Origin of the sequence: Lonsdalea iberica, assembly GCF_002111585.1 — a bacterium.
GTDB classification, from domain to species: Bacteria; Pseudomonadota; Gammaproteobacteria; order Enterobacterales; family Enterobacteriaceae; genus Lonsdalea; species Lonsdalea iberica.
In genome coordinates, this window is record NZ_LUTP01000018.1 from 38,651 (window position 1) to 54,281 (window position 15,631).

Annotated in this window: 12 protein-coding genes; all 12 read right to left on the bottom strand. The window is 62.5% G+C overall.

Annotated elements, in window-relative coordinates:
• Positions 1-22 precede the first annotated feature (22 nt).
• Complete coding sequence (locus tag AU511_RS09000) at positions 23-637, bottom strand: RraA family protein (RefSeq protein ID WP_094109444.1); 615 nt, start codon at positions 635-637, stop codon at positions 23-25.
• Complete coding sequence (locus AU511_RS09005) at positions 634-1,443, bottom strand: ABC transporter ATP-binding protein (protein ID WP_094109461.1); 810 nt, start codon at positions 1,441-1,443, stop codon at positions 634-636. The genes AU511_RS09000 and AU511_RS09005 overlap by 4 nt, the downstream gene beginning before the upstream one ends.
• Positions 1,444-1,453: 10 nt before the next feature.
• The gene (locus AU511_RS09010) at positions 1,454-2,485 is read right to left on the bottom strand and encodes a FecCD family ABC transporter permease (protein ID WP_094109445.1); all 1,032 of its coding nucleotides are present in this window, start codon (positions 2,483-2,485) and stop codon (positions 1,454-1,456) included.
• Entirely contained in the window at positions 2,478-3,491 is a 1,014-nt protein-coding gene (locus AU511_RS09015; RefSeq protein WP_094109446.1) for a FecCD family ABC transporter permease, read from the bottom strand. Before AU511_RS09015 ends, AU511_RS09010 begins: the two co-directional genes overlap by 8 nt.
• The gene (locus AU511_RS09020; RefSeq protein ID WP_094101669.1) at positions 3,488-4,399 is read right to left on the bottom strand and encodes an ABC transporter substrate-binding protein; all 912 of its coding nucleotides are present in this window, start codon (positions 4,397-4,399) and stop codon (positions 3,488-3,490) included. Before AU511_RS09020 ends, AU511_RS09015 begins: the two co-directional genes overlap by 4 nt.
• Positions 4,330-6,300, bottom strand: a complete 1,971-nt coding sequence (locus tag AU511_RS09025; protein ID WP_240503800.1) for an IucA/IucC family protein — start codon at positions 6,298-6,300, stop codon at positions 4,330-4,332. Before AU511_RS09025 ends, AU511_RS09020 begins: the two co-directional genes overlap by 70 nt.
• 2 nt (positions 6,301-6,302) lie before the next feature.
• The gene (locus tag AU511_RS09030; protein WP_094109447.1) at positions 6,303-7,082 is read right to left on the bottom strand and encodes an HpcH/HpaI aldolase family protein; all 780 of its coding nucleotides are present in this window, start codon (positions 7,080-7,082) and stop codon (positions 6,303-6,305) included.
• Entirely contained in the window at positions 7,076-8,938 is a 1,863-nt protein-coding gene (locus tag AU511_RS09035; RefSeq protein WP_094109448.1) for an IucA/IucC family protein, read from the bottom strand. The genes AU511_RS09030 and AU511_RS09035 overlap by 7 nt, the downstream gene beginning before the upstream one ends.
• Positions 8,939-8,981: 43 nt before the next feature.
• The gene (locus AU511_RS09040; RefSeq protein WP_094109449.1) at positions 8,982-10,400 is read right to left on the bottom strand and encodes a DHA2 family efflux MFS transporter permease subunit; all 1,419 of its coding nucleotides are present in this window, start codon (positions 10,398-10,400) and stop codon (positions 8,982-8,984) included.
• Positions 10,390-11,607 (bottom strand): type III PLP-dependent enzyme, encoded by a 1,218-nt coding sequence (locus AU511_RS09045; protein ID WP_094109450.1) that lies wholly within the window; start codon positions 11,605-11,607, stop codon positions 10,390-10,392. The genes AU511_RS09040 and AU511_RS09045 overlap by 11 nt, the downstream gene beginning before the upstream one ends.
• Positions 11,600-13,384, bottom strand: coding sequence for an IucA/IucC family protein (locus AU511_RS09050; protein WP_094109451.1), 1,785 nt, complete (start codon positions 13,382-13,384; stop codon positions 11,600-11,602). The genes AU511_RS09045 and AU511_RS09050 overlap by 8 nt, the downstream gene beginning before the upstream one ends.
• 74 nt (positions 13,385-13,458) lie before the next feature.
• Positions 13,459-15,558, bottom strand: coding sequence for a TonB-dependent receptor (locus tag AU511_RS09055; RefSeq protein ID WP_094101675.1), 2,100 nt, complete (start codon positions 15,556-15,558; stop codon positions 13,459-13,461).
• Positions 15,559-15,631 lie beyond the last annotated feature (73 nt).

Below are 15,631 nucleotides of genomic sequence, written 5' to 3' on the forward strand. Positions count from 1 at the left end.
CGCAGGGCCTCCCGATTGTTTGTTAGCCGCGACGCCGTATCAGATCTTTCCGACGTTCGGCGTCGGCGCGCGACTTCTCACTCACCCGCAAAAACCAGTGAGCCGCGCGTTCCGCGCTCAGAATAAACACGCCGTCATCATCTGCCAGCGCTATATCGCCGGGGCGAACAGTCACCCCGCTGACGACGATGGAATTGTTGACCTCGCCGCCGCGTCCCTGTGCCCGCGTGGTGATGGCACTGACACCGCGGCAGAATACCGGCCATCCTAATACTCGCAACGCCCGCGCATCCGTCACTGCCCCTGACACGATCACGCCCGCCACGCCTTTGATTTGCGCCGCCAACGTTCTCAGTTCGCCCCAGCAGGCACGCTCGGCGTCTTCCATCGCGTCGATGACCAGCACATCGCCCGGCTGACTCAGCAGCAGCGCCTCGCGCAGTGCGCCGCCGTCCGGCATCCGGAGGCTGACGGTCACCACATTCCCCGCCACACTGACGCCCGGAGACAACGCTCGAATGCCGCGCAAATAGCCCTCATCCGTCAGATGGCCGAGCGTGGAGGTCTCGATTCGCCGCCACTGGGCCAGTAGATCGTCGCTCGCATTCTGCTGACGCGGCAATAGGTCGTAAGTCATCGGATCGCCTTCTCTGACGCTGGCCGCTCGCGGCCAAAAGGAATACACAGCGGGGTCTGGAAAAAGGGGTCGGGGATAATACGGCAGTCCAGGTTGAACACCGTTTTCACCATTGCCTCCGTCAGTATGTCGGCGGGTCGCCCCTGCGCAAACACCGTGCGGTTATGCACCGCCACCATGTGATCGGCGTAGCGGCAGGCCAGATTCAGGTCGTGAAGCACCATAACCATCGTCTTACCGGCCTGACGGTTCAGATCGCGCAACAGATCCAGCACTTCAATCTGATGCGCCAGATCGAGATAGGTCGTCGGCTCATCCAACAACAATACCTCCGTATCCTGCGCCAGCGTCATCGCAATCCACACCCGCTGTCGTTGGCCGCCGGACAATGCGTCGACCGGCCGTTCGGCCAACTCCGTGGTCCCGGTCTGCTGCAAGGCCTGAGAGACACGGACTTCATCCTCCTGCGACCACTGCTGAAACCAGTTCTGGTAGGGATAGCGCCCCAGACTGACCAGCTGCCGGACGGTAATCCCCTCCGGCGCATCCGGCCGCTGCGGCAAGATCGCCAGTTGCCGGGCCACGGCGACCGTAGACTGGCGATGGATGTCCTCGCCGTTGAGGAGGACGGCACCGGCTTGTGGCGCCAGCAACCGCGCGAACGACTTTAGTAGCGTACTTTTCCCGCAGCCGTTGCTACCGATAAGCACCGATATTTTGCCTCGCGGCAGCTGAATGTTCAGCCGGTCGATGATGATCTGATGCGGATAGCCGAGCGTCAGATCGCGGCTGGTGATAGCAGTCATTTCCATTACCTCAATGACGTTGTTTCAACAACAAATACAGGAAAAACGGCGTGCCTAACGCCGAGACAAAAATACCGGCCGGCAGGTCCAGCGGCAGGAACAGCGTACGTCCGCACAGGTCGGCCAACAGCACCAAACCCGCGCCGCATAGGGCGGTCATGGCGGCCTGACCGCCGAAAGCGGGACCGACCAGCCGCTTGGCGATGTGCGGCGCGATGAGTCCGACAAACGCCATTGCCCCACCCCAGGCAATCGCCGCGCCGGCCAGCGCCACGCTAACGGCCAGCAGCCCGAGCCGTATCCACTGCACGTGGAGGCCGATCCCCCGCGCCAAATCATCGTCGAGCCGCTGCGCCGTCACATGCCGCGCCACCCCCATCCAGAGTGGAACGATCGCCAACAGCCAACCGGCGAGCGTCCCGGTTTCCTGCCAACTGGCGGCGTAGACGCTGCCGGTCAACCAGACATAAGCCGATAGCGTGGTCGTTAACGGGCTGAACACCAACAGGAAGGTCGTGACGGCGGTCAGCAGCGCCGAAATTCCCACGCCGGTCAGCACCAGTCGCTGCGGCGAGACGCCCGCCCGCCAGGCCAGCAGATATACCGCCAGCGCCGCGACGGCGGCGCCCGTCATAGCGGCGAGCGGCAAATAGCCCGCCCCCAGCGCCACCGTCGGGAAAGAGAGATAGCAGACTGTGGCGGCGCTGGCCCCGCTGGTGATGCCCAGAATATCGGGCGAGGCCAGCGGGTTGCGGATCATCGCCTGCAACAACAAGCCGGAAAGCGCCAACGCGCCGCCCACCAGCATCGCCAGCAGGCTGCGCGGCAGTCTCAATTCCGTCACGATAAAGGCGATACCGCCCTGTCCTCCGACAGCCAACGACTGCAACGCCGCCCAAGGCGACAACGGGATCTTGCCCAGACACAGCGAGAGCAGCAGCAGGCTCAGCAACACCACACAGGCGATAAGCAGACGAACCGCCGTTGAGACATTGATCTGCCGGGAAAAGCCGCGCCCACGCACAAGCAGGATCTTATCCATGCCGACCTCCCCGACGCAGTAAAGACAAGAAACATGGCGCGCCGAGCAGCGCGGTCATCACCCCGACCGGCACTTCTTGCGGCATGATGACGACACGCGCCAGAATATCCGCCAGCAGCAACAGCGACGCACCCAAGAGCGCGCATCCCGGTAGCCGCCAGCGCTGGTCGACGGGAAAGAGCCGCCTGGCGATATGGGGGACGACCAGACCGATAAAACCGATATTGCCCGCCATCGCCACGGCGCTGCCCGCCAGTACCACCACCAATACGCACATCATTAGCCGTATCAGGCCGGTGCGCTGCCCAAGCCCACGGGCAATCGCCTCGCCCGCGCCCAGGACGTTCACCTGCCCCGCCAACAGCAGCGAGGCCGCCAGCGCGATGAAGCACCCCGCCAGCAGCGGGCGAACCATCATCAGATCGCGATCTGCCACCGATCCGGCCAGCCAGAACAGGACCGTATCCAACCCCTCCTGACTCACCACCAGAATCGCCTGACTGAATGCCGCGAACATCGCCGAAATCGCCGCCCCGGCCAGCACCATGCGCAGCGGGTTGAGCCGCCCCTGCCCCAGCGTGCCGGTCAACCACACCAGCCCGCCGGCCAACGCCGCGCCCGCAAAGGCCGACCACTGGCCAACCTGCAACGACGCCGAGGGCAGCAGCGCCGCACACACAATCAGAAAAAACATCGCCCCGGCATTGACGCCGAACAATCCCGGCGACGCCAGCGGATTTCGAGTCAAGGCCTGCATCAGCGCCCCAGCGACGGCCAGACTGCCGCCAACGACGATGGCGATCGTCGTCCGCGTCAGCCGTGTCGAGGTCACTATGCTGTGACTCACGTTCATGACGTCCGGATCCAGAAACGCCGCCGCCACCTGTGTCGGCGGGACATATACCGGCCCCACCGTCAGGCTGAACAGTGCCAGCAGGAAGACGAGCAGAACACAGCTCGCCAGTGCGATAACACGATAACGTTCCCGTGCGTGGCCCCGACTCATGATACGCCGCCTTGCATGACCCGTTCGACATCCTCCAGTATGTGCTGCGCGCCCAGAATGCCGCCGGACAAGCTCCAGGTGACGCCGTCCACTCGCCACACCTGCCCCCGCTGCGGAGCACGCATCTGCCGCCATAGCGGGTGTGCGATAACGCGTTCGTAATGACGCATGGCGGAAGCGCGCTCCGTACGCAGAAATACGAAGAAGATATCGGCGTCCACGACCGGAAGACTTTCCAGATTGGTGAGTTTGAGCGAGACGCCCGGCTGCGCGCGGCTGGCTTCGCTCCAGCCAAATCCCAGCTCGGTGAGCACCGATCCTGGGAAGCTCGCGGGCAGATAGCTGCGAATGTGATCCTCGCGAATATCCAACACCGCGACGGTCGGCGGCCACCGACGGCCAAACGGTGGTTGCAGCCGTCCTTGCAACTGCGCTACCCGACGTTGCCAGTCCGCCAGCAATGCCTGTGCGGCCGCCTGCCGTTGCAGCGCCTGCCCCATCGCCAGCACCGTTTGCTTGAACTGATAGATCTCATCCAGCATCGTCACCGGCGCAATACGCGACAGTAGCGCGGAGATCCGCTGGTGCCGAAATCGGGACGCGATAATCGCCTGAGGGCGCAGCATCACGATGTCTTCCAAGCTGGGCTGCGTCTCCAGCCCGACAATCGGCACCCCCGACAGCGCCGAGCGCAAATAACGGTAGGTCGGCTTCTCACTCCAGGACTCCACCACGCCGACGGGCGTCATGCCCAGCGCCACGGCGGTATCCGTCGCCCCCTGGAACAGGGTGACCACCCGAGGTTCAGCCGTCTCGGCCCACGCCAGACGCGGCCAGTTCAGCCCCAGCGGCAGCAAGCCCAACGACAGCCGCAGTGCGCTGCGGCGAGAAAGGTGTCTGCGATGCACGTTAGTGGAAACCTCTTTCTAGCTGCACAAACGGGTTCACCACCTCGCCTTTGCCGAATGGCATGCTGCCCGGTCCGCCGCGCGGCGATAGTCGGAGTGATCAGCAGCTTTTGCGGCCAGGTTTCGCGCTCAAACAGCGAATCGTGCAGCATCTGCCGTATATCCGCTTCCACGATGACGTCCGCGATAGCCTGTTCGATCTCAGCCCGCAAGGTGCGCCACAGCATGGCGGGCGCGATGGCGTAGACGGCGGCCAGCGTGTCGATGATGGCGCGCAGGTTGACCTGTATGCCCAGCGTTTGCAGCCAGAACAGCAGGTCCTGCAGTCGTTCGTGATAGAGCGTGTTGGCGGTATTGCCGGGTTTAAGACGGTAGACCGGGTCCTGCATGCCATGCTTATTTAGCGTCGGGACGTGGACCCGCAGCGAGTCATGGTCGCGCAACAGCAGGCCGTGCGCCCGCCCCGCCTTCCAGACCAGCACCGCGTTTTGGCCGTGAATCTCCCCCAGCATCCCCAGCCGGAACAGGCGGAAATTCAGCGTGAAGAAGCAGCGGCACAGCTCGGCGAACAGCGTCAATACGTTCTCTTCGGAGACAGGCAGCGCACGGTAAGCCAACCAGTCGTCGAAGAAGTGGCGACGGCTGTCGGGCAATAACGTGCCTAACGCCGCCATCGGCAGCAGTCGGCACTCCGCATCCTGCAACAGCTGAGGCGGATAGCGGCGCACCATCGCGGACAGGTGGCGCGGCGCTTCGTCGAACAGCGTCGCCTGCGGCGGCATATACGCCCACCAACGTCGTTCATCGCAGAGGAACAACCGCGCTTTTAGCTCCTCATCACGCGCCAGCGCCTCATGCAACAGCGCCTCGCTCAAATTGCCATTGATCATTTTGACGGCGGGTAAATAGCGCGACGCGCCCAGCGAATAGATCGCCATCGGCAGCTTCAGGTAATCCGCGCTGGCGAAACCGGGCGTCATGGAGCGCAACGACGAGGTCGGCAACGCCCCGTCGGATCGAAACGCCAGCCGGCGGCAGCGTCCATCGTGCAACGCATCGCCCAAAAGTTGATCCAACACGTGCGTGTCCTGCCAGGGGTGAACCGGCAGCGCTACGTGACTTTCGTCCAGTCCGCGATCCACCAATTCGTCGGCCAGCCGGAGGCGATCGTCCGCCGTCAACAGATAGTCCGCCGGGGTTTGTCGAGGAAGCTCCTCAATCCCTTCGCCGCACAGCAGGCAGTTACGGGCGACGGCCACCCAACACAATGTCACTGGCCGGGCGAACTCCGCCACGTAGTGCTGATAATCTTGTGCATTCAACCCCTGCTTCGCCTTGGCGGTCGGGTGATATGGCCGGTCGCGCAGCGAGGCCCACTGCTCCATGATATGAAAGAAGTCCGCATTATCGCGCGCAAGCAATCCCTCGGTCTCAATACGGTGTGACTGCGACAGCGCCGTTTGCTGCACGCTGGTTTCCAGCGCTTCAAGAAACAACCGCTGTCCCTCCGCGTTTTGCTTCGATGCGCCCTGAGCGGCGAAGACCCAGCGCATGAAGTCTTCCGGTGACAGCGCCTGCCACTCCGCCGTTTCAGGATCACCGACATAAACCGACGACAGCGGCGCTTTCTCCCACGCCTGAGTGATGCCCGGCCTGAGCGCCACCAGCAGCGTCATCGCCTCCGGCGATTGGCCGCGCCACAGCCACAGACGTGCATACTCCGACGAAGACAGGCAGGCGCTCAATGGACTGGGGTGACCGTACTTCTGTCGCCACGCGGTTTCCGTCAACAGCGTGAGCGCATCTGCGCCGAAAAACTGCTCTGCCAGCAGGCAGTCGATCAGATCCTGCATGACGATCTGTTCCGCCCGCAGACGATGAAAGGACAGTGACGTTTCCATACTTAGACTCCCTTATCCGACGAAAATGTGGTGGCCAATCTGGCCTGTAGTGCGCGAAAAGCGATGCCTCGTTCATCCCCCAGTACAAATGCCCCGACGCCGCGCGCGCGCCAACGGTCGAGGTCTCCCGGCTGGCGTGGAATAGCGCAATAGGGCACGCCCCGTTGTTGCGCCGCCCGCCATACCGTTGTCAGCGCGCGCTGGACCGCCGGGTCGTCAATGCGCCACGGTATCCCGAGCGACTGAGAGAGATCCGCCGCGCCCTCCAGAATCATGTCCAGCCCCTCGACGGCGGCGATAGCCTCCGCCTGCGCCACGCCCACCCCGCTTTCAATCATCGCGACCAACAGAATTTCCTGGTTGGCCCGGCGTACATACTCCGCCAGGCTCTCCTTGCCGAACGCGCCGGGACGGCCCGCGTTCAAACTTCGAATGCCCCTGGGGTGATAGAAGCAGGCGGCCAACGCCTCCCGCACCTGCTCCGCCTGCTCCACCATCGGCAGCACGATGCCCTGAGCGCCGCCATCCAGCAGGCGCAGCATGGTTTTCGGGTTCCCGTCGGCGACCCGCACCAGCGGCGTCAGGGCATAAGATTCCGCGGTGCGGATCATGTTCTCCACCGTTTCCGGGTTTATCAGCACATGTTCGGTGTCGATAATGACAAAGTCGAAGCCCGCCTCCGCGATCAGCTCTATCGACGCGGGCGACGGAATTGAGGCAAACAGCCCGTAGGCTGGCGTTCCCGCCGCCAGCTTGCGTTTCAACGCGTTGACTCTCAGCATGAGGACGGCCTAAAGGGATAGAGCGGATTCGGCACCGCTTTGAAGCGCCGTTCGCCGTCGCCAAACAGACGGCGCTGGGTGAGCGCTTCCACCTCGTAGGTGGGCGCGAACACGTCAAAGAGGTTATAGCGCGAGCGGTGCTGCGGATGCGCGGCCTGATAGTCAAGAATGACGTCGGCGGTCATTCGCCAGAAGCGCGATTCTTCCAGGCCATAGTGCTGGCGCAGGAAAATCGCCATTTCCGCCAGACAGATAAAGAAAAAGGCGTCGCAGGTGAAGTCGCGCACCGCGTCCACATCGTCCGTCAGAATGAACGAATTGCGGTTGATTTTGGCGTGGCTGGGGGGTAATGGCGCCAGTTCCGGACAGCGATCCGGCCGCGCCAGATGCTGCGGCGAGTAGCGCACGCCGTCGTGAAAATCTTTAAGTGCGATGCGCTGCGGCCAGCCGTCGCGGGCGATCAGCACAATGTTCTGACCGTGCGACTCCATACCGATCCCCTCGGCGAACAGCATATGCACAATCGGTAAAACCGTGACGTTCAGCAGCTGCCGCGTCCAGTTGCCCAACCCATACTGCCGTATCCAGACGTCGATAAACGGAGCCGGCGCCCCTTCACAATAGCGATTTTCGACATGACTTAATCCGTTGAACGGGATCGCCTGTTCGCCCGGCTGCAAATAAGGGTGAATACTTTCACGCCACAGCGCGCCGAGCACGCCATAGGTCTGGGCGCTGCGGCTGGCGGGATGCAGACGGGTATCCAGACTCACCCCGGCGATTTCTCCGAGAATGACAAATTTCAGGTTACGCGCGGTCTGATCGCTTTCGATCAACTGCTGCAGCCAGTCGGTGATGATCGGCCCGTTCATGACCGTGTGGCGGGCCAGAATTCGGGTGCTGGAGGTGTTAGTGATACTCAGCGACAGCTTGACGTAAGGCCGGGTGTTAACCGAGCGGTTCGCCAACGTGCGGATCGACTGCTGCGCCTGCCAGCGGTCTGACGTCGTCCCCAGACAGATCAACGCGCCGCTAACCAACTCGGTATGACAGGCCGGCAGGATCACGTTGCGCCACTGCCAGGGATGCGCCGGGATCAGCCAGTAGTCTTCCAGCCGGTATCCCTGCCGTTCCAGCTGCTCGGCCCAGGCTCGCCGACAGACCTCGCCCACTTCTTCGTCCAGAAAGCTGACCAAATCCAGACGCGATGAATGATTGACGGACGCCAGCCCCTTTGCCACGGCCAGCCAGACCAGCGAAATCGGTTCTGCGAATTCCGGTCCCCACTGCGCGTTATCATCCAGCGTGAAGCCGATGCGGGATTTGTAGCAGGGATGGTAGCTGTGGGCGTCCATAAAGTGGCGCTCCAACGCGTCGAAATCCAGCCGATGCGGCTCCGCGTTGGGCGGGTAGGACTGCGCGCGGGACTGCAAATCTTTTAGCTGCGTCTGTTCCAGCTCCTGGACGAAGCGAGCCAGACAGGCCGGATCTTCTCTCTCGCTCAACAGCTCGGACAGCAACTGATGCAGTGACGGGATCGCGCCCCCACCGTCACAATCGAACCGGCGAAGGCTGGCGTAGTCCAGTCGAATCAGATCGAAGCTGTCGCTGAACAGACCTGTGCAACGATATTCCACCGTGCGGTGTTCCGCGTCGCGGCCCTGAATCACGAACAGCGACTGCCCGTCATCACGCGGCGTCCGCCGGAAGGTCAGCACCTCTTCATACAACAGCGTTTGCAGCAGTTGCCCGACCACACGCTGCACCACCTGCTGGTAACGCGTCTTATCCATCTGCAACAGCCACTGACAGTCGGCGGCGTACGCACGCTGTGCGGCGGGTAACGATGTCTCCATGAGTTTTACCTTTATCCGTTGACGGTTAACAAAATCCTTCGCTTCAGTGCGGCTCCCTGTACGGGGCCAGTAAATCCGCCGCCTCGTCCGCGCGGGGGAAACGCAGAGCGCACGGCAGCGCCAGAAAAATCAACAGGCCGGTGGCGATAAACGTTTCGCCGATGGCCGACGACCGCAAGGTCGCCAGCGCCGCCGGGCCGCCGGTCATCCGCCATTCGAGGTAGAGCGCGGCCACCACCATCGCCAGCGAGGCCGCCAGCCTGCGCGCGATGTTGTTCATCGCCGCGCCCTGCGTCACCAGCGCATCCGGCAGCACGTTCAATCCGGCGGTGGTCACCGGCATATAAGACAGGCCCAGCCCCGCGCCGCGCAGCACCATCAGGACGAAGACCACCCAGAGCGAACTCTGCGGCCCCAGCAGGCCCAGCCCGCAGGTCGCGAGACCGGTCAGCAACAGACCCGTCGCGACCACGCGTGACGGCCCGTGGCGATCCAGCAGACCGCCGCCGATTTTCCCGAACAGGCTGGCGCTCAGCGCGGTACACAGCAGCGCCAGACCGGTGTCGATCGCGCTGTGGCCCAGCACCAGCTGCACCAGCAGCGGCAACAACACCAAACACTCAAACATGCCGACGGACTGAATCACGGTGATCGCCACGCTCAGGCGATAACCGCGCAGCCGGAACATACGCAAATTCAGTAGCGGCTCGGCCTTGCGCCAGGCGCGGCACGCGAAGAGCGTCAAACTAAGCGCCGCCAGCGCGAGCAGCGCGATATTCAGCGGTTCGGACAACGCGGAGATCTGATGCAGGCGGCTGGTCGCCAGCAGCAACAGACCAATACCGGCGGCGATGAGCGCGTAGCCCTTGGCGTCGAACGCCGCGTTGGTATTAGGGGGCATCGAGGGTAAAACCCGCCCGCCCATCAGCAGCGCCAGCAGCCCGAACGGCAGATTGACGGCAAACAACGCGCGCCAGCTGAACACCTCCAGCAACAGCCCGCCGCACAGCGGCCCCACCGCCGGCGCCAGCATGACCACGGCGCTCCATATCCCCGTGATGCCCCCGCGCTGCTCCCGCGGATACACCGCAAAAATCAGCGTCAGCGACAGGGGGATCATCAGGCCGCTGGCGATCCCCTGAATCACGCGCGCGCCGATCACCCCGAACATTGACGTCGCCATCGCGCCAGCGAGCGACCCCGCAATAAACAGCGTCACGCCAATGAGATAGAGCCTTTTATGCCCCCAACGCGCACCGAGATATCCGGTCAGCGGCATGGTCATCGTCATGCTGACCATGAATCCGGCGACGATCCACGTCGCCAGCAGCGGCCCGACGCTGAACGCGCTCATAAACGCGGGCAGTGCCGGGTTGAGCGCGCTGTTGCTGAGGCTGACGGTGATCGTGCCGAACAAGACGTTGGTCACCACCAGCGCACGAGCACGGGCGCTAGCGCTCATGACGCTCCTCGCCCTCTTCGGGGGCGGACACAAACCACTGCGGCGGACGCGGATGGCACAGGAAGTCGGCGTGAGAGATGTTGTAGCCGTAGGCCCCCGCCATCGGGAGCACCAGAAGATCGCCGATGCGGACATCGGCCAGTCGACGGTCTCGGCTCAGGACGTCTTTGGGCGTACACAGCTGTCCGACGACCGTCCACGTCTGCCAGTTTGTCGGTTCGCGCGCGTCTTCCGTCAGATGAATCACCGGATGATCGTGCCCCTGAGCGACCGGTAGACGGAACTGATGCGTGCCGCCGCGGCAGACCAAAAACCCCTTGCCGTGGCTGACTTTCGTGTCCAGCACCTCGACGACGTAATAGCCGCAGTAGGCGCTGATGAACCGCCCCGGTTCGAAGCGCACCACCGGCGCATCCTCCTGCGCGGCCAACCGCTGCGCCAGAAAACGGCACAGCGACGGCCAGTCAAACTGCGCCGCGTTGAGGTAGTCCACCCCAATACCGCCGCCGACGTTGAGATGCGTGATCGTCTCCGGCTGGCGCGACAGCGCTTTCCAGCCAGGCCAGCGGCTGAGATAGAAGTCAAGTAGTTGGTGATGTCGCTCCGCCTGAAGCTGGTGCGACATGGCATGGACGTGGAACCCTTGCAGCCGCAGCTGGCTGGCGTCGTCAACCGCCGTGACCGCCGCCGCCAGTTCAGACTCGTCGATGCCGAACGGCGTCGGCTTCCCCGCCATCGCCAGCTTGGTGGTCAGCCCGTCGGACAGCTGGGGGTTAATACGGATGAATACCGGCTGTATTCGCCCATGCCGCTCCGCGCGGCGTTGCAGGCGGGTGATTTCGTGCAGGCTCTCCACATGCACCGCCGCCACCTCGCGCTGCAACGCCGCATCGAAGTCGGCATCGAGCTTGCCCGGACCGGAAAACACGAAAGGCCGCGGCGTCGAACACCCCGCCACCCGCTCGATTTCGCCGCCCGACGAGATCTCAAACCCGTCGACCCACGGCGCGACGGTGTCCAGAATCGGCGTCTCGCTGTTGGCCTTGATGGCGTAGTAAAGCTCGACGCCGGGCGGCAGCGCGGCCGTGACGGCCATCACATGCCGTTTCAGCGCCGTCAGGTCATAGACGAAGGCCGCCAGCGGGTCGGACTCCTGTTGTTGCAGGCGTCGGATGGCCGCGACGACGTGGGACGGAAGCTCAGTCATAGCGTCCCTCTTCGAACCAGGGCGCAGGCAGGTGAACGTAGCCCGCAGCCCGGTCTGCGTCGGCGGAAAGCCGTACCTTGAGATTGGTTTTACAGGCGATCGGATGGCCCTCAATCAAGGCCTCCAACTCGGGTGACGGACCTTGAAGCTCGCTCTGGATTGCCTTCAGTTGGTCACGCACCCGTTGCCACATTTGCGGCGCCAGCGCCGGGCGTGCGTCGCTCAACGCCAAGACGGCTTCCGACAGATGATTCACCAGCAAGCAGTACTGAATGCGATTCCAACCCTGCTGGCGCGAATAGCGTAGCGAAGCCCGCACGCGGGGATGCACCTCGTCGCCAACCACCCGCATGCCGTACTCGTCGGTTAACTTCACGCCCTCGAAGTCCCGCAACAACACCTGATGCGGCCGTCCCTCCCGGTGCACCAGGACGCTATTTTGCAAGTGCGGCTCCATCACTACCCCGTGGTTGAAGAACAGCGCCAGCACCGGTCGCAATAGCAGCGACTGGTAGTCGTCGAACCAGCGCAGCAGGCTGAAATCGTCAAGCGGATACCCATAGTGCGCATGCAGGAAGGGGTGGATCAGCGGGCGCAGATCCGTGCCGCGAGCGAACAACGTTCCGGCCATCAGGCTGTTTTGCGCGCCGGTACGACGGCAGAAATTCTCCCGCAAAATGGCGCCGGTCTGCTCCCTGAACCAGTGGCGATCGCTTTCGCTGGCCGCCGCCGGACTCCAGCTCAGCACGCCCGGCTCCCTGGCCGCCACCAGACCGCCCAGCGAGTCTGGCTGTCTCGCCATTAGATCGGCGAACAGGCGGTCGATCAGCACCGTACTTTCCAGCTCATACCAGGCATTTTTGCGGACACAGTTGGTGATGCGAACGTTCAGCGATCCTTTGATGAAATAGTCGTGTTCGTCGAGGTACCAGGTGCGGATCGAGGCGGTTGGACTGGCTAACCGGCCGCTGGCGCCCAGATCGCGGATTTCGCCGGCGCGCAGCCGCTGCTGCACCCGTTCGTCCTGCATAAACAGCCTTGCTTGAACCGGATGCATGCAAATGATGGCCCGGTCGGCCCCCGCCTGGCGCTGGTCGGCGAACCCGTCCAGCACCTGTTCCGGCGTGAGGCCGTTAGCGCCGATGTGCAACCCGTCCTTCGGCACCTCGAACTGGTGCAACGCCGCTTGGGCCTGAAACTCGGGCGCCCACGGCATTTGCCCCAACTCGCTAGGCCACAGCCGTGCCTTGGGCGCAGGATGGCTGGGATGACCGAACCACAGCCCCTGTTCGCTGAGCAGATAGTGGCTGAGAGGCGAAGCCGCCGGGCGACGACCGTTGTGCGCAACAATCGCTTGCACCAGCTGTTGGCTCTGCGCGATTTGAGCCTGCAGCTCGGGGTTGCGGCGGCCGACCCAGGTTTCGCAGGCGGTGAGCAGGTCCGCGACCAAGCGGTCGAACACCGGACAGTGCCAACATTCGCCCGGCCGTTTTAAATAAACGTCCGAGAGATAATACTGACTTCCAAGGCTATCCCGACGGTCAACCATGACCCACAGTTCCCCTTCCGCGGGAAGCTGGATCGTCAGCGGGATCCCTCGCCATTCGGCTCCGTCGAAGTCAGCGCCGGGCGGGATACCGCGCATATCATCGGGCCAGGTATAACGAACATAACCCTCCGGAATGGCGAACTCTTTGATCAGGCAGTTCAGCAAGCCGTGTACGGCCGCTTTTTCGCCCGTCATTCTCGATAAGACGGCGTGATCGAGGTTATTCATCTCTGCTCCATAAATAGTGCGATCGTCCGGGTGCCTCTACCGTGGCGAGCGTTTTTTTCATCCTGAAAAGCGAGTTAAAAATCGACGCTGTACCCCAGCGTGAGGGTCCTTCCCCGCCCGGAAAAGTAACGTTCGGAATTCACAATCGCGCTTTGCGAGTAGTAGGTGATGTACTCTTTGTTGAATAGGTTGGCCACGGCCAGCTTGAGCTTGCCGCGCGGCAGCGCGTAGCCCACCGCGGCGTCGACCAGCAGGTAACCGTTGAAGTCTTTCTCCGCGTCGTCCATTGTGCGATCAAACGCATAGTTGGCCTGGATAAAGGACGTCCAGTTCGGCGACCAAGTCGCGGCCCAGCTCGCGGTCAGGCGGTCCGGCGGCACATTCAGGCCATCGAGTTTGCCATCAAGGCTGCCGTTGCCGTCGCTGTCGTAGCGGCCGCGAATGTGGGAATAGCCCACTTTCAGGCGATGGTCGTCGTTAACCTTGTAGCCCAGCGTCGCTTCGATGCCGTCAATGCGGGTTTTCTGGCGTTCGCTCTGGTAGGTGCCGTTCACGTCCACCACGCGTTCGCCCAGTTTGGAGGCGGATTCGTAGTAGCTGACCTCAAGGTCGAACGGATCTTGCTGGACGCGGAACCCGGCTTCGATGTTGTCGGTGACGATAGGCTCCAGCGGCAGCTGGGACACAGACTGTCCGGCGGTGCGAATACCGCGCAGCGTACGCCCAACGTCCGGGATACCGAAGCCTTGTGAATAGTTGGCGAACAGGCTCAGCGGCTGGTAAGGCGTGGTCCAGACGGCGCCGACGTTATAGAGCGTTTTGTCGAAGTCCAGCTTGCCGCCTTCAACATCGACGCCGTTGTTGGCCGCGACGGTGCGGAAACTGTCGATATCCAACTTGGCGTATTCGTAACGCACCCCAGCGGTGAGCTTGAGCGAGTCTATCGGCTGGATATCCAGCTGGAAGAACGGCGACAGATCGGTGTATTTCATTTCCGGCGCATAGGTACGCTGGGTCAGCCAGAGGTCTTGTTTGCCTCGATCAAACAGGGTGTCGAAGCCCAGCGTGGCCTTGAGGTAATCGTCCCAGATATCGTCTTTGGTCAGCGCCAGCTTGCTGCCATAGCGGCTGGAGACGACGCGCGACTGGTCGTAGAGCTGGCCGTTCGGCGCCAGCGCAGGATCCTGGAAGGAGGCCGACCGGTCCGCGCCAAACAGGGATTCATAGTTCTGGTAATAGACCAGCGCGTTGAATTTCATGCCGCTCAGGTTGTAATTGTCATACGTCGCGGAGGTGGTCCAGACGCTGTTCTGCGGCGCATCGCCGACCGGACGCCCTTTTTCCGAGGTGGTTGCTATACCGTTGTCGCGATCGCCGGTCACGCTCAGATAGTTCATTTTTCCTTTGATCTGATAACGGTTGAAGCTGAGCTGGACGCGCTGGTCGTTATCCAGCCAGTAGCCGACCTTGGCGAGGATGTCGTAGGCGCGTGAGTCCATCAAATCGCCCTGCGTGTTATCGACTCCGATCGCCCGATCGTCGCCGTCCAGAAACAGTCCCTGATCTTCGTAGCTGAGCGAGAACAGGTAATCCAGATACTCCTGGCGACCGCTGAAACCATAGGTGGTTTTGTAGTTCATGGTATCGCCTTCCAGCTGTGACGTCGGCGTCGTGGCTTCCACGCTGAAATGCTGGCTGAAGGAGTCCGGCGCGGGGCGTCGGGTGATGATATTGATGACCCCGCCGGTCGCGCCGATGCCGTTGCTGGCGCTGGCGCCGTGGATCACTTCGATGCGCTCGACCATTGAAAAGTCGATGGTGTGCATTTCACGCCCCGTGGGACGCAGCGGGTTGGACTGGGGGATACCATCCACCAGAATCAGCGGCGCGCGACCGCGAAAAGTTTCGCCGCTGCCGCTCATTTTCTGGCGGCTCGGCGCCATCGACGGCAGCAAATTGCTCAAGATTTGCGACGAGTCGGAGGTCAACTGGCGCTGCTGTTCAATCTGTTCTTTCGAAATAATCGTGACAACCTGCGGCGAGTCCTTCTTTTCCGTGTCCGTTCGCGTGGCCGTCACCACCAGTTCGTTATCATTGTTGGCGACGCTGTCCGCCGCATTGGCTTGCGACCACAGCAACAACGGCGTTAACGCATAAAATGCCCGAGCCTTCATTCAGTTGACCTCGTGATGTTTTCCCAGAAATACGGCCCGACCTTGGGACGGTGCCGGAAATGTCGCGTCGGCC